The following is a 19,723-nucleotide window of genomic DNA, read 5'->3' on the forward strand; positions in this document are numbered from 1 at the left end:
CCACGTCCGCACGAGGGACCCGGCCCGGGCGCGACCGGCACACCGGCCGGCCGGGCCGCCCGCTCACCGGCCGGACAGCGCCAGCGCGTACTCCGGGAACCAGACGCCGGCGGCCGGGTCGCCGCGGTCGCACTCGCCGTCGGACTCGCCCGGGCGCTTCACCCAGAGCAGCGCGTCCAGCCGCGGCACGCCGGTGTCCGTGGTCGGGTCCGCGCCGATCGCCCGGCCGGGCGGGTTGCACCAGCGGGCGACGCCGGACGCCGGGTTCGGTCCGTTGCCGTTGCGGCTGGTGTCGATCACGAAGTGGGTGCCGCCGAGCGCCTCGGAGAGCCGGGTGCCGTACGCGACCGACGCCTCCGTGGTCTCGAAGTTGGAGACGTTGAGCGCGAACCCGGCCGCGCGATCGATCCCGGCCGCGCGCAGCGCTTCCGCGAGCCGGGCATGGTCGGCGATCCAGCTGGCGTTGCCCGCGTCCAGGTAGACGTGTGCCCGCTCGTTCGCCGCGAACGCGTCCACCGCGGCCGCGAGCAGCGCGTACCGCTCGGCGGGTGGCCCGGCGCAGCCGTCGACGGCCTGGGCGACCGCGTCCGGCTCCAGCACGATCAGCACCGGTTCCCGGCCCAGCGCACCGGCGAGCGCGCGCACCCACGCCGTGTACTCGTCCCGGCCGGCGGCGCCGCCGGCCGAGAACGACCCGCAGTCCCGGCCCGGGATGTTGTAGACGGTGATCACCGGCAGGTGCCCGGCCGCCCGCGCGTCCGCCACCAGCGTGGCCGCGCGGGTCACGGTGTCCGCGGACGCGCCGGTGAACCAGACCGCGGTGGGTTGCTCGCCGATGTGCCGGATCGCGGCCGCGTCCGCCGGGCGCCCGGCCGCGGCGTACTCGTCGGCCTGCCGGGTGGCCACGTTCGGCGTGGCGGCGAAGAACCGCACGCCGGCCAGCGGGTTGACCGGTGGTGGCGCCGGCTCCGGCTCCGTCGGCGAGGCGCAGGCGGCCAGCGCGAGCAGACCGGTCGTGAGCAGGCAGGCTCCGATGCGGCGCATCCGCGCCCTCCGTCCCGTGGCGGGTTCGTCAGGCCAGCGCGCGGCGCACCGCGGCCAGCAGCTGGCAGATGCCGTAACCGGCGAAGAGCACCCAGACGACCGTCGCGAGCGTGGCGGTCCCGGCCGCGAGCTCCGTGGTGATCAGCGCACCGGCGCCGGTGAGCAGCAGGCCGACCAGCGCGATCGAGACCCGGCTGGGCCGCTCGCCGATGGTGACCACGCCGATCTCGCGCATGCCGGCGACGCTCGCCCGGGCCCGGACGTACTCGTGCAGCCAGGAGAGCGCGCCCGCGACCACGACCAGCCAGCCGAACGCGCCGGCCGCCCAGAACGCGGCCAGCCAGGCGGCCTCGCCGAGCCGGTCGGCGACCGAGTCGTAGAGGTGACCGAGCCGGGACGCGCGCCCGGACGTGACCGCGACCGCACCGTCCACACTGTCCGCCACGCCGGCCAGCAGCACCAGCGCGGCACCGGCGAGCGGGCCGACGGTCCGGTCGGCGAGCACCACCAACGGCACGCAGGCGCAGATCAGCAGCCCGACGACGGTGACCGCGGTGGGCGGCACGCCGAGCCGGCCGAGCGGGCGGCCGAGCACGAACGCCAGCCGCAGCCAGCCCCGCACCAGGACGGAGGCGCGCCTCGGGTCGAAGCCACCGTGCAGTCCGGCCCAGGCCGTCGCGTACTCATCCCAGGTCATGATCATCCCAGGTCATGCGCCTCTCACCCCTGCACTTTACCGGCCGCCCGGGCCGGCTCGCCGGTTCGCGCCGGGTGAACCGGCGGTCGGCCACCCGACAGCCGGTCCAGCACGCGCGCGGTGCCGCCGAGCCGGTCGCGCAGCGCCGGTGAGACGTAGAGCGACTCCACCGTGGGCAGCGGACAGCCGTTCAGAGTGGCCTGCGCGGACGTCCCGGCCGGCACGGCCAGGGCGAGAAGGTCCAGATCCGGGGGTACGGCCGGGCCGTACCGCTTCCCGCCGGTGCTGCCGTCGTAGGAGAGCAGGAACGACACGCCCGCGCCGACCGCGTCCCGGAGCGCGGCGTAGAACTCGTCCCGGTGCAGGCCACGCATGTACCGATGGTCCTTGCTCGCCGAGACGCCCTGGTACGGCGGGTCCAGGTAGACGACGTCCGCGGCGGCGGCGCCGGTCAGCGGTGCCCGGTAGTCGCCGGCCGCGACGTCCGCGCCGGCCAGCGCGCGTGAGGTGGCCCGGATCCGGGCCCGCATCAGCGCCGGCCGGGCGCCGAGCCGCCGCCGGTCGGCCGCCTGGTTGAACTCGCCGTGCCGGTTGTAGCGCACGGACGCCTTCACGCAGCGGGCCAGCAGGTAGAGCAGCAGGTGCGGCGCGTGCCCGGCGTTGAAGTCGTCGCGCGCCCGGCGGTAGAACGCGGCCGGGTCCGGCCGCTGCGCCTCCCACAGTGCCGCGTAGTCGTCGGCGAGTGCGTCCGGCTCGTCCAGGATCCGCCGCCAGAGCGCGATCAGCGGCTCGTTGACGTCCCGCAGCCGCACCCGGCGCGGGATGCCGAGGTGGCTCGCCGCGATCGAGACCGCGGCGGACCCGGCGAACGGCTCGATCAGGTCGGCGGTCCCCTCCGGCAGCAGCGGCACGATCGCGTGGGCCAGAACCCGCTTGCTCCCCTGGTACGGGATCGCGTGCGGGACACCACGCAGCGCAGCCAACCGGGGAGCAACCGGTAACGGGATCATGGATGCAGTCTCCCCCACACCGTCACCCCCGCAGAACCGTCGTACCCCCAGCGTATAAATCACGGTCGAACGCACCCCGCCACCACCCGCGTTCCCGCACCGGTCCCCGGTCCTCCGCGACGGGCCGGCCCGGTGCGGCCGAGCCCGGGCACCCGCCCGGGTGGGGGTCAGCTCCATCGGTTCCGTCCGGCAAGGGAGTGCACATGTCCATGGTCGATCCCCCACCCGACGCCCGTCCGCTGGGCCCGCTGCTGACCGCGCTGCGCCGTGGCCTCGGCTGGAGTCAGGACCGGGTCGCGGAGCAGCTCTGCGCCGCGTCCGGTCGGCACACGGTCACCCGGCACGAGATCAGCCGCTGGGAGCGTGCGGAGCGGGTGCCCAGCGAGTTCTGGCGCCGCTGGCTGGCCACCGTCCTCGGCGCGGACCCGGCCGACCTGGCCCGGTCCGCCGCCACGGCCCGCCGCGCGCTGCCCGGCGAACCCGGTCCGGCCGCCGCGCTCCCGGGCCGCGCCGTCACCCGGCCGACCGGGTCCACCGGGGCCCCGGCCGCGGAGACCGCCCGGCTGCGCCGCGCCGCGCACGCCTGGCTGGCCACGCCGTCCGGCGCGGACCTTCCGGCCGCACGTGCCGCACCGGCGCTGCGCCGACGGCTGCTCCGGCTGGCCGGCGCCGTGGTGACCGGTCCGGGCGCGACCGGCCCGGCCGAGCTGCCCGGTCTGCGCCGGCTGGACGATCTGGTCGGCGGCGCGGACCTGGCCGCCACCCTGGGCCGACGGCTGATCACCGCACACGCCGAGCCCGGCCTGGCGGAGGCGGCCGGGCTCACGTCGGTTGCCGAGGGCGCGCAACTGCTCGGCTGGGTGGCCGCGGACGCCGGCCGGTGGCGCACCGCGGTCGCGGCGCACCGGGTGGCGCTGCAGGCCGCGCACGTGGCCGGGGCCCGACCGCTCGCCGGTTACGTGCTGTCCTCCGCGAGCCACCTGCTCACCGAGGCCGGCGATCCCGGCACCGGCCTGCTGCTGGCCCGCACCGCCTGGTCCGGCGCCGCCCGCTCCGGCGGCGCGACCGGCCGGGCGCTGCTGCTCCACCGCGCCGCGCTGGCCTGCGCGCTGTCCGGCCGGCACCGGGAGGCCGACGTCGCGCTCGCCGCGGCCCGGCGCGCGGCCGACCGGGCCGATCCCGGGCACGACCCCGCCTGGCTGTACTGGCTGACTCCCGAGGAGCTGGCCGGCATGACCGGTCGCTGCCAGGCCGCGCTGGGCCGGCCGATGCGGGCGGTGGGCCCGCTGCTGCTGGCCGCGCGGGCCGCACCCGGCCCGCGCACCGCCGCGCTGCACCGCGCCTGGCTCGCCCGCGCGTTCGCGGACGGCGGTGACGTGGAGCGCGCCTGCGCGGCCGGGTCCACCGCGCTGCACGACGCGATCCGGGCCGGGTCCGTGCGGGCCGCCACGCAGGTGCGCCGCCTGCAGGCCCGCCTCCGCGCACACCCGCGGCACCCGGCCGCCCGGCGGTACCGCGAGGAGTTCGCGGCGGCCCGCGACCTCCTCGCGGACGTCCGGCCGACTGCGTGACGCGCATGCCCGGTCACGGTGGGCTGCCCGGCACTCGATCGGGCGGCCCACCGGGCCCCGGGCCGCACCGCGGCCCGGCTCCCGCTTCGGCACAGGCGCTAGCCTCTGGTGGTGACCAGCACCGCTTCCCCGGTCGACCGCCACGGTCTGCGCGCCCGTGTCGACAAGGCCCTCGCCGCGTTCCTCGCGCACCAGCGCACCCGCATGCACGGCATCGACGACGCGCTCGACGACGTGATCGAGGCGCTGGAGGCGTTCGTGCTGCGCGGCGGCAAGCGGCTGCGTCCCGCGTTCGGCTACTGGGGTTACCGCGGCGCCGGCGGCATCGACTCGGACGCGGTGGTCACCGGCCTGTCCGCACTGGAGCTGGTGCAGGCCAGCGCGCTGATCCACGATGACCTGATCGACCGGTCGGACACCCGGCGCGGCGAGCCGTCGGTGCACCGCCGGTTCGCGGCCCGGCACCGTGCGGCCGGCTGGCACGGCGACCCGGACGACTTCGGCGCCTCCGCCGCGATCCTGCTCGGCGACCTGTGCCTGGCCTGGTCGGACGAGATGCTGCACGGCGCCGGGCTCGATCCGGAGGTGCTGACCCGGGCGCGCGGCGCGTTCGACGAGATGCGCACCGAGGTGATGGCCGGGCAGTACCTCGACGTGCTGGCGCAGAACGACGGTGACACGTCCGCGGACCGGGCCGCCAAGATCGCTATCTACAAGTCCGCGAAGTACACGGTCGAGCGACCGCTGCTGCTCGGCGCCGCGCTGGCCGACGCGCCCGCGCCGGTGCTGGCCACCTACTCCGCGTACGGTCTGCCGCTCGGCGAGGCGTTCCAGCTGCGCGACGACGTGCTCGGCGTGTTCGGTGACCCGGCGCAGACCGGCAAGCCGGCCGGCGACGACCTGCGCGAGGGCAAGCGCACGTTCCTGATCGCGGCCGCGCTGCGCGAGGCGGGCCCGGCGGACCGGGAGACGCTGCTGACCGGCCTCGGCGACCCGGCGCTGGACACGGCCGGGGTGGACCGGCTGCGCACGATCATCACGGAGACCGGCGCGCTGGCCCGGGCCGAGGAGCGGATCACCACGTTGACCTCGGCCGCGCTGACCGCGCTGACCGCCGTGCCACTGGAGCCGGAGGCGTACGACACGCTCACCGCGCTCGCGGCCGCGGCCACCAGCCGCACGATCTGACCTCGCGACCGAGGCGTCCCGCCCGCTGCTCCGGCAGCGCGTGGGACGCCTCGGTCATGTCTCGGGCACCGCCGGGAACCGGGTGGTGACCCCTCAGAAACCGGCGGCCTGGGCGCGCCGCTTGACCTCGGTCGCCCGCGGTCCGGCCAGCGCCGAAGCGGGCGAACCGGGCAAAGTGTCATCTTCGGCGTAGAGCCACTCCAAAGCCTCTTGGTCGTTGTACCCAGCGTCGTGCAGCAACGTGAGGACGCCGGGGAGGTGCTTGAGCACGGTGCTATTGGCCACCAGCTCAGCGGGCACCCGCATGATGCCGTCACGACGGACCGCCAGCAGCGCACGGTCTCTGATCATCTGGTGCACCTTGCTGATGCCCAGATCCAGGCGCTCGGCGACGTCCGGCAGGGTCAGCCACTCGGCGGGACCCGGGGTTTCACCGGCATTCACATCACGGGGTTCGGTCACCACCCCACCCTCGCATGCCGCGGTCGCGGCGAGTCAGCGGATCCCCCACCGGATCGGCCGGCCGGCTCGCCCTGCCCCGGCGAAAGGAAGCAACCACACGTGAGCATCTTGCGGATCGTCCGCGACGAGGCGGCGGGCGCCTGGCGATCGCTGCGGTACGACCTCGACCGGCGCGGCACGGAGGCGCCGCGGTTCTACGTCGGGTACGGCCACGAGCCGGACGCCGAGGACCTCTCCGGGTACGGCCGTCCGCCGCGGCGCCTGCTGGCCGCGGGCGCGTTCGGCGTGCTCGCGCTGGTCGGCGCCGCGGGCACCTACGTCACCGTGGCGAACAGCCTCGACTCGGTGCTGAACACGGACGCGGCCGCGCGGCGGAACTCGCCGGAGATCCCCGGCCGGCCGGTGCCCGCGCCGTCTCCCGGACCGGGCCTGCTCCCGGCCGCGCCGGCGGCGCCGCACACCGCACAACCGTGGACCACGTCGGCGAGCCGGCCGGTGCCGCCGCCGCAGGTCACCACCGCGACCGCGACCGCGCGGGGCGTCGCGCCGGTCACCGCCCGGCCGGGACGCACGGTCGAGGCGGCGCCGACGCCGGGCGCACCGTCGCTGACCGGGTCACCGGGGTGGTCCGGCGTGACCGGCTCGCCCGGCGTGCCGAGCCTGCCCGGCTCGCCGTCGACGAGCGGGTCGCCGGGCGCGCCGGACCGGCCGGACCTGCCGGTGCCGACGCCGACCTCACCGCCGGACGACCGGCCGCCGCACTGGCACGGTCACGGGCCGGATCAGATTCCCGACTGGCCCGATTGGCCGGAACCGCCGGATTTTCCGACCGCGCCCACGGAGGTTCCCGAGTCGATGACGCCCACCCCGGGCGTGGGCGACACCGGGCCGGGGAGCGCGGACCCAATCGGGGATCCGCCCGGCAGTTCCGGAAATATCATGAATCAACGGGCGAATGTGACGGGCGGCGGCAGCGGCTACTAGCCGGCCGACACCGGGCATAGCGGAGTCATCAACCGGGCACTCTCCGTACGGAGGGTGCCCGTGACGTATTCGCTATGGCATCCTGGTCTGCCGGTTATACAACGACACTTAGACTTCAGGCCGATGGATACTCAGGTCGCCGACGAACTTCTGGGCTCGCTTGTCGACGGGCGCTACCGCATTCGCGGTCGTGTCGCCCGTGGTGGCATGGCGACCGTGTACACCGCTACCGACGAGCGCCTCGAGCGCACGGTAGCGCTCAAGATCATCCATCCCTCGCAGAGCCGGGATCCACGCTTCCTGGAGCGGTTCACCGACGAGGCGAAGACGATAGCGCGGCTGACCCACCCCAACGTGGTCGCCGTCTACGACCAGGGCGTCCACCGCGGCCTGCCCTACCTGGTGATGGAGTACGTGCGCGGCCGCACGCTGCGCGACATACTCGCCCAGCGGCGCCGCCTGGAGCCGGGCGAGGCGCTCACGATCCTGGACCAGATGCTGGCCGCGGTCGCCGCCGCGCACCGCGCCGGGCTGGTGCACCGCGACGTCAAGCCGGAGAACGTGCTGGTCGCCGAGCCGCCGAGCGGCGGGTTGATGGACGCGGTGGTCAAGGTCGCGGACTTCGGCCTGGCCCGCGCGGTCGAGGCCAGCGCGGAGGACGAGTCCGGCGGCGGCCAGCTGATGGCCACCGTCGCCTACGTGGCACCCGAGCTGGTCTCCGAGGGCAAGGCGGACACCCGCACCGACGTCTACGCGTCCGGCATCGTGCTGTTCGAGATGCTCACCGGCCGCGTGCCGTACGACGGCGACCAGCCGATCGAGATCGCCTGGGCACACGTCGACAACGACGTCCCCGCACCGTCCTCGCTGGTCCCGGGCCTGCCCGCGTCCGTGGACGCGCTGGTCCGGTCCGCCACCCGGCGCGACCCGGCGGCCCGCCCGTCGGACGCGGGCCGGCTGCTCACCGCGGTGCAGGCGGTGCGCGACGAGCTCGGCAGCACCCCGGCGGCGCCACCCGCGGTCCCGCCGGCGGCCGCATCGCACCGCGCCGCCGAGGCCGCGACCGCGCGCATGCGCCCGATCACCGATCCGACCCAGGTGGTCACGCAGGTCCAGCAGCCGGTGACGGACGATCGCCCGTCCTGGTCGCGCCTGCCCGGCCAGCCGGAGCGGGCCCGACCGCAGACGTACTCGGCGGGCAGTTACGCGTCCACCGGCGGCACCTACTCGTCCGGCGCGCCCGGTGCGTCCGGCGGCAACGCGTACGGAACGCCCCGGCGCCCGGCACCGGTCGACAACCAGCGCACCCGCATCGCCCTGATCGCCGGCGCGCTGGTCGTGCTGACCGTGCTGCTGGTCGGCGGCTGGTGGCTCGGCTTCGGGCGCTACACGAGCGTGCCGGCCGCGACCAACCTGACCCAGGCGGACGCGCAGACCACGCTGACCCAGGCCGGCTTCGTGGTCCAGATCGGCGAGGGGCGCTACGACGCGGCCGTGCCGAAGGACTCGGTCGTCGCCCAGGAGCCGCCGAGCGGCAGCCGGCTGACCAAGGGCTCGGTCGTCACGCTGATCCTCTCGCTCGGCCCGGAGCGGTTCACCGTGCCGGACGTGGTCGGCAAGGACTTCGCCGTGGCCAAGCTGGAGCTGGAGAACCGCGGGCTGGCGGTCGAGCGCGGCCCGGACAAGTTCGACAACGCGATTCCCGAGGGCTTCGTCGTCGCGATAGAGCCGAAGGAGAACGCCGAGGTCAAGCCGGGCGACCGGGTGACGGTCACGGTCAGCAAGGGCCGCGCGCCGATCACCGTGCCCAGCCTGATCGGCAAGAACGTCAACCAGGCGCGCTCCGAGCTGGCCGCGCTCGGGCTGAACCTGCTGGAGGAGCGCAAGGACGACCCGAACCGGGCCCGGGACGAGGTCATCGCGCAGGACCCGGCGGACGGCACCGGCGTCGAGGAGGGCGCGGACATCCGGGTGACCGTGAGCAACGGCCCGCCGCAGCTCACCCTGCCGCGCGTGGTCGACCAGCCCTGCCCGGCCGCGAAGGCGCAGCTGGAGGCGCTGGGCCTGCGGGTGCGCACCGACGTCAACCCGAACGCGACGGTCCGTTTCCAGAACCCGGGGGAGAACACCCCGGTCGATCCGAACACCGAGGTTGTGCTCACGTGCTTCTGACAGACCGCCCGATCGGCGCGCACTCCCCGACCGCCGGCGGGCTGGCCAAGGCCGCGTTGCCGCACCTGGACGCGATCGGCGGCGAGGCCGTCCAGGTCTACGTGTCGAACTCGCGGGGCTGGGCGCTGCCGGCCGGCAACCCGGCGCAGGACGAGCTGTTCCGGGACGGGTGCGCCGAGCGCGGCGTGCCGGTCTTCATCCACGCGGCGCTGCTGGTCAACCTCGGTTCGCCCACGGCCGCGACCGTGGAGAAGTCGGTCGCGACGCTGGATCACGCGCTGCTGCGCGGCCGGGCGATCGGCGCCTCCGGCGTGGTGTTCCACGCCGGCAGCGCGGTCGACGCGGAATACACCGAGACCGCGCTCAAGCAGGTGCGTGAGTCGCTACTGCCGCTGCTGGACGCGGCGGCGGAGGCCGGCGGACCGCGGCTGCTGGTCGAGCCGAGCGCGGGCGGCGGGCGTTCGCTCGCGGCCCGGGTGGAGGACCTCGGGCCGTACCTCGCGGCGGTCGACCACCACCCGTGGCTGGGCGTCTGCTTCGACACCTGCCACGCGTGGGCGGCCGGGCACGACGTGGCCGTGCCGGGCGGCATGACCGCGACGCTGGACACGCTGGTCGCGACCGTGGGCCCGGGCCGGCTGCGGCTGGTCCACGCGAACGACTCGAAGGACCCGTGCGGCTCGACCCGGGACCGGCACGAGTCGATCGGGAAGGGCACGATCGGCGAGGACCCGTTCGCGGAGCTGCTCCGCCACCCGGCCACCGCCGGTGTCCCGGTGGTCGTGGAGACCGCGTCCGAGGGCACGGTCGGGCACGCCGCGGACGTGGCGACGCTCAAGCGCCTCCGTACCCCGGTGTGATCTTTAGGGAATTTGAGCGTCCTTCGGGTGATGGGCCTTGTCTGGCCTGGGTGTTTAGGGCACCCTAACCAAGGCAAGGCTTACCAGACCGGAGGGCGTACGTGTTCGCGTGCATATGTAAGCGGGTTCGCGAGTGCGAGGTCCGGTCCGTGATCCAGGGCGGCGCGCGGACGAAGCGGTCGGTGGCCGAGGCGTGCGGCGCCGGCACCAGCTGCGGCATGTGCGTGCGCCGGATCGGCCAGCTCATCGACGAGGAGACCGGCGCGCAGGTGCTCAGCCAGGCCTCCTAACCCTGCCCTAACATAGTGTTTCCTAATAAATCGCCTTAATCGGGCATATTGCTAGGCTCCCCTCCACGGCAACGAACGTGGGGGGTATGAAGCCATGCACGGCGACGCACGCGTCATCGAATTCCTGAACGAGCAGCTCACCGCGGAACTCACCGCGATCAACCAGTACTTCCTGCACGCCAAGATGCAGGACAACTGGGGCTACACGGTGCTGGCCAAGCACACCAAGGCCGAGTCGATCGACGAGATGCGGCACGCGGAGGTGCTGACCGACCGGATCCTCTTCCTGGAGGGCCTGCCGAACTACCAGAAGCTGTTCGCGCTGCGGATCGGTGAGACCGTCAAGGAGCAGTTCGACTGCGACATGAAGATCGAGCGCGAGGCCGTCGACCGGCTGCGCGAGGGGGCCGCGTACATGCGCTCGATCGGCGACATCACGTCCGCCAAGATCTTCGAGGAGATCCTCGCGGACGAGGAGCACCACATCGACTACCTCGAGACGCAGCTGCACCTGATCGAGAAGTTCGGCGAGGCGCTCTACCTGCAGAACGTCACGGAACACCCCGAGGCCGGATAACACCTCATCAACGGGTACGGGCGGGGACTCGATGAGTCCCCGCCCGTTCGCCGTTCGCCGGGTTACTGCCCCTGCGCGTTCAGCACGTCGACCACGAAACGCAGGTCGCCGGTCGGCCGGCCGCTGCCGTCGTCCTGGTCGCCGTAGGCCAGGTCCGGCGGCAGGTCCAGGATGATCCGGCTGCCCACCGGCACGTTCATCAGGCCCTGCTCCCAGCCGTCGATCAGCTGGCCCATGCCGATCGTGAACTCGATCGCCTCCTGCCGGCTCCACGACGAGTCGAACTCCTCGCCGGTGCCGTACAGCACGCCCACGTAGTTCGCGGTGATCAGGTCGCCCTCCTTGGTGGCCGGGCCGGTCCCCTTGATCACGTAGGTGATCTTCGGCTTGCCCGCCTCCAGCTTGCCCGCGCCCTTCTCCACCACCGGCTTCGTGCTCAGCGCCGGGTCGGCACCGGCCGGGACCGGCGGGAACGGCACGGCCGGCGGCTGCGACGGCTCCTCGGCCGGCGCGGTCGGCGCGGCGCTCGCCTCGGCCACCGGGTCCTCGGAGCGGCTGTCCGCGAAGTAGACCGCACCGACGATCACCGCGACCACGGCCAGACCGATCACGGCCAGGCCGAACGCCTGCCGGCCGGCCTTGCGCGCCCGCGCCCGCTGAGTCTGTATGCGCAGCAGCTCGCGCTTCTCCGCCTTGGTCAGCGGACGCGCTTCCTCCGCCTTGTCAGCGCCCTCCACCTTGTCGGCGTCGCCGTCCTCGGCCGTCTCGCCGTCGCCGGCCGCGGCCTTCTCGCCGGCCGCGGTCTTCTCGCCGTCCGCGTCCTCGGCCCCGCCGGCTACGTCGGCCTTCGCGGCGTCGGCACCCTCGGCGGCCGCGGTCTTGTCGGCGGCCACGGTCTTGTCGGCGGTGCCGGCACCGGCGTCGTCGGCCGTGGCAGCCCTGTCGCCGTCGGCCGCGGCCGGCGCCGCACCCTCGGCCTGGTCCTTGTCCGCCGTGTCGATGACGTCCGCCTGCTTCGGCGCCGTCGTCTCGGACTTCTCCGTTCCGACCGGATCGCTCATCTGTCTGTCGACTCCCGATGGACAAGGGCGCGGCTGCGGCCCGTACGGCGAATAGCTTGAATTTCTCGGTACACCGTAATGCCTGAACCTGGACGCGACCTACCCGGGAGCACGCGGATCGGTACGGTTGGTGGCATGAGCGACCAGACCATGGTCGGTTTCGGCGCGAAACAGGCCTGGCTGGCCGTGCGCGACACCGAAGCCGCCGAGATCATCAATGCGATGGAGCTGCGCGACCTCGGTCCGGTCCCCTGGCGCGACGGTGTCGACCTCGCCTACCTGACGGACGACCGCCTGGTGATCACGCCACCGCTGCCCGGCGCGGACGCCGCCGCCTGGACGCTGGTCACCGGCCGCTGGCTGCTCACGCCGGCCGCCCGCGCCGGGCTCGACCTGGCCGACCTGTCCGAGTCGCTGGGCACTGAGGTGCAGTCGTTCGCCACCCACCGGGTCGGCGAGGTGCACTCGTGGCGCCGCGCGGTGAAGGGCACGCTGGTCCGCGCGTTCGGCTACATCGGCGAGTCCGGCGACGTCACGGCCTGGCACGGCACGCCGGACGAGGCGGAGCGCGCGGCCGGTCTCCCGGCCGAGCTGGAGGACGACACCACCGTGATCGTCTCCGAGCGTGACGTGCTGCGCGTCGCCACCGCCTGGAGCGTCGACCCGACCGGGCTCACCGGCCGCCGCGCCGCCGGCCCGCTGCGCGCCGCCGCCGCCCCCTGACCTGATCCGCGTACCCCCGGCCGAGTTGACGTTTTTCTAGATAACCGTTATCTATGACGCATGCAGGACGTGGTGCTGGCCATGCTGGCCAAGGAACCGGCACACGGCTACGAGCTGCGTGCCCGGCTGCGCGACGCGCTCGGCCCGCTCGGCGAGTCGATGAACGCCGGGCAGATCTACGTGACGCTGGCCCGGCTCGCCAAGGCCGGGCTGGTCACGGCCGAGCACGACGACGGACTGCCCGACCGGCCCGACCGTCGCGTGCACCACCTGACGCCGGCCGGGCAGCAGCGCGTCGCGGCCTGGCTGACCGAGGTGACCTGGCCGAAACCGGACATCACCGAGTTCCACCTCAAGCTGGTGGCCGCCGCGGCGGCCCGGCTCGCCGACCCGGTGGACCTGGTCGACGCGCAGCGGCGCGAGGTGCTGCGCCGCATCCGCGACGCTCAGCGCGCGGCACTGGACCGGTCGGCCGACCCCGTCGCCGCGCTGCTGATGGAGGGGGTGGTGCTGCGGCTACGGGCCGACCTGGAGTGGCTGGAGGCGTGCGAGCGCATGTGGACCGGACGGCGAGCATGATCGCGCTGCGAGCCCGCGGGCTGACCAAACGGTACGGCTGGAACGACTCGCTGGTACGCGCGGTCGACGAGGTCGACCTCGACGTGCCGGCCGGCCAGTCCCTGGCGATCATGGGACCGAGCGGCTGCGGCAAGTCCACGCTGCTGCACCTGCTCGGCGGCCTGCTGCGCCCCACCGAGGGCGAGCTGTGGGTGGCCGGCCGGCGCATCGACCGGATGAGCGAGCGCGCGCTGGCCCGGCTGCGCCGCGACCACATCGGCCTGGTCTTCCAGTCCTTCCACCTGATGGACGAGCTCACCGCGGTCGAGAACGTCGAGATGGCCGCGCTGCTGGCCGGCACGTCACCCCGGGCGGCCCGCCGTCGCGCGGTGCACCTGCTCGACCGGGTCGGACTCGCCGACCGCGGCAACCACCTGCCGTCCGAGCTGTCCGGCGGCCAGCGGCAGCGCGTCGCGATCGCCCGCGCGCTCAGCAACTCCCCGCAGGTCGTGCTGGCCGACGAGCCCACCGGCAACCTGGACAGCACCGCGTCACTGGACGTGCTGCGGCTCTTCGACGAGTTGCGCGCGAGCGGCCAGACCCTGGTCGTCGTCACGCACGACGCGCGGATCGCCGCGGTCGCGGACCGGGTGATCTCCATGCGCGACGGCGCGTTCGCGGACGACAGCATGCTGGCCGGGACGCGCTGACGTGGCCGGCCGACTCCTGCTCCTGCTCCGGTTGCTGGTCCGCGACCTGCGACGGCGCAAGGCCGAGACCGCGCTGCTGCTGGTCGCGATCATGACGGCGACCGCGACGCTGACGCTCGCGCTCACGCTGAACGAGCTGGTCACCCGGCCGTACGAGCGGACCCGCGCGGCGACCGCCGGACCCGACCTGGTGCTCGAGCCGCCCTCCACCGGCACGGAGGCGCTGGAACGGCTGGCGCCGCTGACCACCCGGCCGGGCGTGACCGGCTTCAGCGGGCCGTACCCGCTGGTGTTCTCGACGCTGGGCGCGCACGGGATGACGGCCCGGGTCGTGGTGCAGGGCCGGGACGCCGCACCGGCCACGGTCGACCAGCCCGCGGTGACCGAGGGCAGCTGGGTGCGGTCCGGCGGCGTGGTGATGGAGCGGGCGTTCGCGGACGCGCTCGCCGTCTCCGTCGGGGAGACGGTCACGATCGACGGCCACGAGCTGCGGGTGGACGGGGTCGCGGTCTCCGCCGCCAGGGCGCCGTTCCCCGGCGCCGACTGGCACCTGCCGAGCGACATCGCGACGCAGAAGGGCGGCGCGGTCTGGGTCCATCGCGACGACATCCCCGCGCTGGCCGGCGGGCGGCCGACCGCATACGCGCTCAACCTGACGATCGAGGACCCACGGCTCGGGTACGAGTTCCTGCGCCTGCCCTCCGGCGAGAAGGACCCGAGTTTCCGCGGCTGGCACATCCGGCCCTGGCAGTCCTTCGTGGACTCCGGTGGCCGGCGCAACGGCCCGGTGTTCGAGGCGCTGATGGTCGGCAGCTGGCTGCTGACCGGCCTCGCCGTCGCCGGAGTCGCCGGGATCGCGGGCGGGCGGGTCATCGCGCAGCGCCGCCGGGTCGGCCTGCTCAAGGCCGTCGGCGCCGGGCCCGGCATGATCGCGGCGGTCCACCTCGCCGAATACCTGGTGATCGGGCTGGTCTCCGCCGGGCTCGGGCTGGTCACGGGCTGGCTGGCCGCGCCCGTGCTGTTCCGGCCGTCGGTCGGGCTGATCGGCTCGGTCGGCACCACGCCCCCACCGGCCCGGCTGGTGCTCACCGTGCTGATCGTCGCGGTGACGGTCGCGCTCGTCGCCACGCTCGGGCAGGTGCTGCGGGCGGCCGCGACCGACGCCGTGCGCGCGCTGACCGACGCCGCGACACCACCCGGCCGGCGGCCGTGGCGCCTCCGGCTGTCCCGCCGGCTGCCCACGCCGCTGCTGATCGGCGTCCGCCTGCACGCCCGCCGGCCCGGCCGTGCCCGGCTGGTCACCGCGAACACGCTGATCACCACGATCGCGCTCGCCGCGGTCCTCAGCCACATGGTGCAGGCTCCCGAACTGGACGACATCGGCGGCATGATCATCGAGGACCCGGCCCACACGCGCCTCGACGGGGCGTTGTCGCTCCTCCTGGGGCTGGCGTGCGCGCTCGCGCTCCTCAACACGGTGGTGAACACCTGGACCACCGCGCTCGACGTCCGCCGCCCCCTGGCGGTCGCCCGCGCGCTCGGCGCCACCCCGGGCCAGGCCGGTGTGGCGCTGGCCGTGGCACAACTGCTGCCGGCCGTGCCGGGCGTGGTGTTCGGAATCCCGGCGGGGATGGGGCTGTACCGGTTCTTCAACGAGGCCTACCCGGCGATCTATCCGCCGGCGTCCTGGATGGTCGCGGTGGCGGCCGGGGTGCTGTCCGTGATTGCCCTGCTCACCGCGGCTCCCGCACTGGCCGCGGCACGGGAACCGGTCGCGGACGCCCTGCGCTGACCACCGGACCCGTCCGCGGTCGACGGCACCACCGGCCAACCACCCGCCGCGTTCCCCACCTCACGGGACAGAACACCTAGATCAGCAGGTCGTGGAGGACCTGGGCGGCGTGGTCGACGCCGGCCGAGTCCACGCCCAGGTGGGTGACCAGGCGGGCGGCGCGCGGGCTGACCTGGGAGATCAGCACGCCGTGTGCGCGCGCCGCCGCGGCCAGACCGGCGGCGTCGAACGTGGTCTTGGTCAGGTCCAGCGGCACGAGGTTGGTGCGGACCGCGGCCGCGTCGACCACGCCGGCCGGGGCCAGCGCGGTCGCCAGCCGGGCCGCGTGCGCGTGGTCCTCGGCGAGCCGCGGGATGTGGTGGCGCAGCGCGTACAGGCCGCCGGCCGCGATGATGCCGGCCTGGCGCATGCCACCGCCGAGCCGTTTGCGGATCACGCGGGCCCGGGCGATCGCGGCCCGGTTCGTGACCAGTACCGAGCCGACCGGCGCGCCGAGGCCCTTGGACAGGCAGACCGACACCGAGTCGAAGAGCCGGCCGTAGACGTCCAGCGGCACGCCGGTGGCGACGTGCGCGTTCCACAGCCGGGCGCCGTCGCAGTGCAGGCCCAGGCCGTATCGGTCGCACAGCGCGCGGAGCTGCCGGAGCGTGTCGAGCGGGATGATCGTACCGCCGCTGCGGTTGTGGGTCTGTTCGACCGCGATCGCCCGGGTCGCGTTCGTGTCGTAGCCGCCCGGCACCCGGATCATGCGCTCGACCAGCGCCGGGTCGAGCCCACCGCCCACCGCCGGCCAGGTACGGGACGAGATCCCGCCGTAGACCGCCGCCGCACCCATCTCGTAGATCAGCACGTGCGCGTCCGCGTCGGCCAGCAGCTCCTCGCCGGGCGGGACGAGCAGCTGGAGGCCGATCTGGTTGGCCATCGAGCCGGTCGGCGTGAACAGCCCGGCCTCGTGCCCGAGCCGCGCCGCCACCTCGTCCTGCAGCGTGTTGACGGTCGGGTCCTCGCCGTAGACGTCGTCGCCGACCTCGGCCGCGGCCATCGCGGCCCGCATCTCGGGCGTGGGCTTGGTGAACGTGTCCGAGCGCAGGTCGACTACCACCGGGGCGTCAGCCACGCAGCATCTCCGCGACCAGGAACGCCAGCTCCAGCGACTGCTGGGTGTTCAGCCGCGGGTCGCACGCGGTCTCGTACCGGCTGGGGAGGTCGAGGTCCGCGATGCCCTGCGCGCCGCCGAGGCACTCGGTGACGTCCTCGCCGGTCAGCTCCACGTGGATGCCGCCGGGGTGGGTGCCGAGCTGGCGGTGCACCTCGAAGTAGCCGAGGACCTCGTCGACGATCCGGTCGAACTGGCGGGTCTTGTAACCGTTCGACGACTCGATCGTGTTGCCGTGCATCGGGTCGCACTGCCAGACGACCTTCGCGCCGGCCGCGGTGACCTTGTCGACGATGGCCGGCAGCGCGTCCCGGACCTTGTGGTTGCCCATCCGGCTGATCAGCGTGAGCTTGCCGGGAACGTTGTCCGGGTTGAGCCGCTCGCACAGCTCGATCGCGGTCTCCGGCGTGGTGGTCGGGCCCAGCTTGACGCCGACCGGGTTCGCGATCCGGGAGATGAAGTCGATGTGCGCGTGGTCGAGCTGGCGGGTGCGCTCGCCGACCCAGAGGAAGTGGCCGGAGAGACAGTACGCCTTGCCGTCCGAGACGCGGGTGAGCGCGCGGTCGTACTCCAGCGCCAGCGCCTCGTGCGAGCAGGCCAGGTTGACCGTGCGCAGCGCCTCGTCGTCGCGGAGGCCGCAGGCGCGGATGAACGACATGGCCCGGTCGATCTCGCGGGCGATGGCCTCGTAGCGCTCACCGGCCGCGGACGACTTCACGAAGTCCTTGTTCCAGTCGTGCACCGCGTGCAGGTCGGCGAGCCCACCGCTGAGGTAGGCGCGCAGCATGTTCATCGCGGCGGCCGAGTTCGCGTACGCCCGGATCATGCGCTGCGGGTCGGCGACGCGCGCCTCCGGCGTCGCCTCCAGCGAGTTGATCATGTCGCCGCGGTACGCCGGGAGACCCAGCGAGTCCAGCGCGGCCGAGCGGGGCTTGGTGTACTGCCCGGCGACCCGGGCCACCTTGATCACCGGCAGCGACGCGCCGTAGGTGAGCACGACCGCCATCTGCAGCAGCGTCCGCGCGTTCGCCAGCAGGTGCGCCTCGGTGTTGTCGGAGAACGTCTCCGCGCAGTCGCCGCCCTGGAGCAGGAACGCCTTGCCCTCGGCGACCAGCGCGAGCCGGGCGCGCAGGTCGTCCACCTCGTACGGCGCGACGATCGGCGGCACGGTGTCGAGGACCTTGCAGACCTCGGCGACCTCGTCCATGTCCGGCCACGGCGGCATCTGCACGCGTGGCAGCGTGCGCCAGCGGTCGAGACCCAGCGCCTCGGCCTCCTCCGCGTCGGTGGTGGGGCGGCTGGTCTGCAGGGCGACCGAGCCGACGGCGGGATGACTGAGCTGATGCCACTCCTGGCGCATGGCGACCACATTACGGCGGCCGGTTGATCATCGGAAAACGGAGGGCCGCGCTTCCTGTTGTCTGGGAAGCGCGGCCCCGGTCGGTTAATCCAGCAGCTCAGTCACGGTGCCCGCGGCCACCGTCCGGTTGCCCTCGCGCACCGCGAAGCCCAGGCCGACCGCCATCGCGACCGGCCGGTCCAGCACCACACCGAGCGACACCGTGTCACCCGGCATGACCATCTGCGCGTCGCCGAGGTCCATCGCCCCGGCCACGTCCGCGGTCCGGAAGTAGAACTGCGGGCGGTAGTTGGCCAGGAACGGCGTGTGCCGCCCGCCCTCGGCCGCGGTCAGCGCGTACAGCTCGGCCCGGAATCGCCGGTGCGCCCGCACCGAGCCGGGCACTGCCACCACCTGGCCGCGCGCGACCTGGTCCCGCTTGACGCCGCGCAGCAGCACGGCCGCGTTGTCCCCGGCCTCGGCCGCGAGCAGGCTCTTGCCGAACGTCTCCATGCCGGTCGCGACCGTCTGGATCGACTCGCCGAGCCCGACCACCTCGACCGGCTCGCCGAGGCGCAGCGTGCCGCGCTCGACCGCGCCGGTGACCACCGTGCCGCGCCCGGAGATGGTGAGCACGTTCTCGATCGGCATCAGGAACGGCTCCGCCAGGTCCCGTGGCGGCTCCGGCACGTAGCCGTCGACCGCGTCGAGCAGGTCCACGATCGACTGCGTCCAGCGCGGGTCGCCCTCCAGCGCCCGCAGCGCGGAGACCCGGACCACCGGCACCTCGTCGCCCGGGAAGCCGTACTCGGACAGCAGCTCCCGCACCTCCAGCTCGACCAGGTCCAGCAACTCCGCGTCCTCGACCGCGTCCGCCTTGTTCATGGCCACCACCAGGTGCGGCACGCCGACCCGGCGGGCCAGCAGCACGTGCTCGCGCGTCTGCGGCATCGACCCGTCCTGCGCGGACACCACCAGGATCGCGCCGTCCACCTGCGCCGCCCCCGTGATCATGTTCTTCACGTAGTCGGCGTGGCCCGGCATGTCCACGTGCGCGTAGTGCCGCGTGGCCGTCTCGTACTCCACGTGCGCGATGTTGATGGTGATCCCCCGCTGCACCTCCTCCGGCGCCCGGTCGATCCCGTCGAACGACACGTAGCTGTTGACCTGCGGGTACCGCTCGGCCAGCACCTTCGTGATCGCCGCGGTCAGCGTGGTCTTCCCGTGGTCGACGTGACCCATCGTCCCGATGTTGAGGTGCGGCTTCGTCCGCACGAACTGGCTCTTCGCCATGACCTTTCCCAAAGACTCAAGAATGCACTTGAAAGCAGGCAGTAAAACGCGGGCGGACGCCACTCCGCGCACCATTCATCGACAGAATGGAAATGGTGATTTCCGCGCCAGAACCGCGCGATACCCCGGCACCGAACGATGCCGGCTTCATGACGAGCCACCGGGGTACGACGAGAGCACCCTTCTCCTCCGGTCCTGCTGGAGCGGGAGAAGGGTCAGCTATCCAGTCGTCGAGG

The 19,723-nt window shown here is 73.8% G+C and carries 19 protein-coding genes; 11 read left to right on the forward strand and 8 right to left on the reverse strand.

Annotation, left to right across the window (positions count from 1 at the left end):
- Window positions 1-63 precede the first annotated feature (63 nt).
- The 3 genes from J2S44_RS09275 to J2S44_RS09285 are packed head-to-tail and all read right to left on the reverse strand — an operon-like array spanning window position 64 to window position 2,751.
- Window positions 64-1,044: a glycoside hydrolase family 6 protein gene (locus tag J2S44_RS09275; protein WP_310410734.1), complete on the reverse strand. Its 981-nt coding sequence runs from the start codon at window positions 1,042-1,044 to the stop codon at window positions 64-66.
- 28 nt (window positions 1,045-1,072) lie between these two features.
- Complete coding sequence (locus J2S44_RS09280) at window positions 1,073-1,741, reverse strand: CDP-alcohol phosphatidyltransferase family protein (RefSeq protein WP_310410736.1); 669 nt, start codon at window positions 1,739-1,741, stop codon at window positions 1,073-1,075.
- 23 nt (window positions 1,742-1,764) lie between these two features.
- Window positions 1,765-2,751 carry a DNA adenine methylase gene (locus J2S44_RS09285; RefSeq protein ID WP_310410737.1) on the reverse strand — a complete coding sequence of 329 codons (987 nt, stop codon included), beginning with the start codon at window positions 2,749-2,751 and terminating at the stop codon, window positions 1,765-1,767.
- Between the two features lie 203 nt (window positions 2,752-2,954).
- On the opposite strand from J2S44_RS09285, the gene J2S44_RS09290 reads away from it, so the two are divergent.
- Both J2S44_RS09290 and J2S44_RS09295 read left to right on the forward strand, forming a co-directional pair.
- Entirely contained in the window at window positions 2,955-4,322 is a 1,368-nt protein-coding gene (locus tag J2S44_RS09290) for a helix-turn-helix domain-containing protein (RefSeq protein WP_310410739.1), read from the forward strand.
- Window positions 4,323-4,427: 105 nt separating this feature from the next.
- Window positions 4,428-5,510 carry a polyprenyl synthetase family protein gene (locus J2S44_RS09295; protein WP_374727967.1) on the forward strand — a complete coding sequence of 361 codons (1,083 nt, stop codon included), beginning with the start codon at window positions 4,428-4,430 and terminating at the stop codon, window positions 5,508-5,510.
- A gap of 93 nt (window positions 5,511-5,603) precedes the next feature.
- On the opposite strand, the gene J2S44_RS09300 is transcribed toward J2S44_RS09295, so the two are convergent.
- Complete coding sequence (locus J2S44_RS09300; protein WP_374727823.1) at window positions 5,604-5,975, reverse strand: Rv2175c family DNA-binding protein; 372 nt, start codon at window positions 5,973-5,975, stop codon at window positions 5,604-5,606.
- 96 nt (window positions 5,976-6,071) lie between these two features.
- Between J2S44_RS09300 and J2S44_RS09305 the strand changes: the two genes are divergently transcribed.
- The 5 genes from J2S44_RS09305 (at window position 6,072) to bfr (ending at window position 10,855) form a co-directional block, all read left to right on the forward strand.
- A complete protein-coding gene (locus J2S44_RS09305) occupies window positions 6,072-6,956 on the forward strand; it encodes a hypothetical protein (protein ID WP_310410743.1) in 885 nt (294 codons plus the stop codon).
- Between the two features lie 123 nt (window positions 6,957-7,079).
- Window positions 7,080-9,128, forward strand: a complete 2,049-nt coding sequence (pknB, locus tag J2S44_RS09310; protein WP_310410745.1) for a Stk1 family PASTA domain-containing Ser/Thr kinase — start codon at window positions 7,080-7,082, stop codon at window positions 9,126-9,128.
- Window positions 9,119-9,988 (forward strand): deoxyribonuclease IV, encoded by an 870-nt coding sequence (locus J2S44_RS09315; RefSeq protein ID WP_310410746.1) that lies wholly within the window; start codon window positions 9,119-9,121, stop codon window positions 9,986-9,988. The genes pknB and J2S44_RS09315 overlap by 10 nt, the downstream gene beginning before the upstream one ends.
- Window positions 9,989-10,089: 101 nt before the next feature.
- On the forward strand, window positions 10,090-10,278 hold the full coding sequence (locus J2S44_RS09320; RefSeq protein WP_310410749.1) for a (2Fe-2S)-binding protein: 189 nt from the start codon (window positions 10,090-10,092) through the stop codon (window positions 10,276-10,278).
- 94 nt (window positions 10,279-10,372) lie between these two features.
- The gene (gene bfr / locus J2S44_RS09325) at window positions 10,373-10,855 is read left to right on the forward strand and encodes a bacterioferritin (protein ID WP_310410751.1); all 483 of its coding nucleotides are present in this window, start codon (window positions 10,373-10,375) and stop codon (window positions 10,853-10,855) included.
- A 62-nt stretch (window positions 10,856-10,917) separates the two neighbouring features.
- On the opposite strand, the gene J2S44_RS09330 is transcribed toward bfr, so the two are convergent.
- Window positions 10,918-11,916 carry an FKBP-type peptidyl-prolyl cis-trans isomerase gene (locus tag J2S44_RS09330; protein WP_310410753.1) on the reverse strand — a complete coding sequence of 333 codons (999 nt, stop codon included), beginning with the start codon at window positions 11,914-11,916 and terminating at the stop codon, window positions 10,918-10,920.
- A 135-nt stretch (window positions 11,917-12,051) separates the two neighbouring features.
- Here J2S44_RS09330 and J2S44_RS09335 point away from each other — a divergent pair, with 135 nt between their 5' ends.
- From J2S44_RS09335 to J2S44_RS09350, 4 genes are read left to right on the forward strand one after another with little or no spacing between them, the layout of a single operon-like run.
- The gene (locus J2S44_RS09335; protein WP_310410755.1) at window positions 12,052-12,639 is read left to right on the forward strand and encodes a hypothetical protein; all 588 of its coding nucleotides are present in this window, start codon (window positions 12,052-12,054) and stop codon (window positions 12,637-12,639) included.
- Window positions 12,640-12,699: 60 nt separating this feature from the next.
- Window positions 12,700-13,218: a PadR family transcriptional regulator gene (locus J2S44_RS09340; protein ID WP_310410756.1), complete on the forward strand. Its 519-nt coding sequence runs from the start codon at window positions 12,700-12,702 to the stop codon at window positions 13,216-13,218.
- Window positions 13,215-13,907, forward strand: a complete 693-nt coding sequence (locus J2S44_RS09345) for an ABC transporter ATP-binding protein (protein ID WP_310410758.1) — start codon at window positions 13,215-13,217, stop codon at window positions 13,905-13,907. The genes J2S44_RS09340 and J2S44_RS09345 overlap by 4 nt, the downstream gene beginning before the upstream one ends.
- A gap of 1 nt (window position 13,908) precedes the next feature.
- Window positions 13,909-15,699 (forward strand): ABC transporter permease, encoded by a 1,791-nt coding sequence (locus tag J2S44_RS09350; protein WP_310410760.1) that lies wholly within the window; start codon window positions 13,909-13,911, stop codon window positions 15,697-15,699.
- Between the two features lie 76 nt (window positions 15,700-15,775).
- On the opposite strand, the gene J2S44_RS09355 is transcribed toward J2S44_RS09350, so the two are convergent.
- From J2S44_RS09355 to tuf, 3 genes are all read right to left on the reverse strand, one after another.
- Window positions 15,776-16,816 (reverse strand): threonine aldolase family protein, encoded by a 1,041-nt coding sequence (locus J2S44_RS09355; protein WP_310410762.1) that lies wholly within the window; start codon window positions 16,814-16,816, stop codon window positions 15,776-15,778.
- The gene (locus J2S44_RS09360; protein ID WP_310410763.1) at window positions 16,809-18,215 is read right to left on the reverse strand and encodes a class II 3-deoxy-7-phosphoheptulonate synthase; all 1,407 of its coding nucleotides are present in this window, start codon (window positions 18,213-18,215) and stop codon (window positions 16,809-16,811) included. The genes J2S44_RS09355 and J2S44_RS09360 overlap by 8 nt, the downstream gene beginning before the upstream one ends.
- Before the next feature lie 84 nt (window positions 18,216-18,299).
- Window positions 18,300-19,487: an elongation factor Tu gene (gene tuf / locus J2S44_RS09365; protein WP_310410765.1), complete on the reverse strand. Its 1,188-nt coding sequence runs from the start codon at window positions 19,485-19,487 to the stop codon at window positions 18,300-18,302.
- Between the last annotated feature and the right edge of the window lie 236 nt (window positions 19,488-19,723).

It is taken from the genome of Catenuloplanes niger, assembly GCF_031458255.1.
Lineage (GTDB): Bacteria > Actinomycetota > Actinomycetes > Mycobacteriales > Micromonosporaceae > Catenuloplanes > Catenuloplanes niger.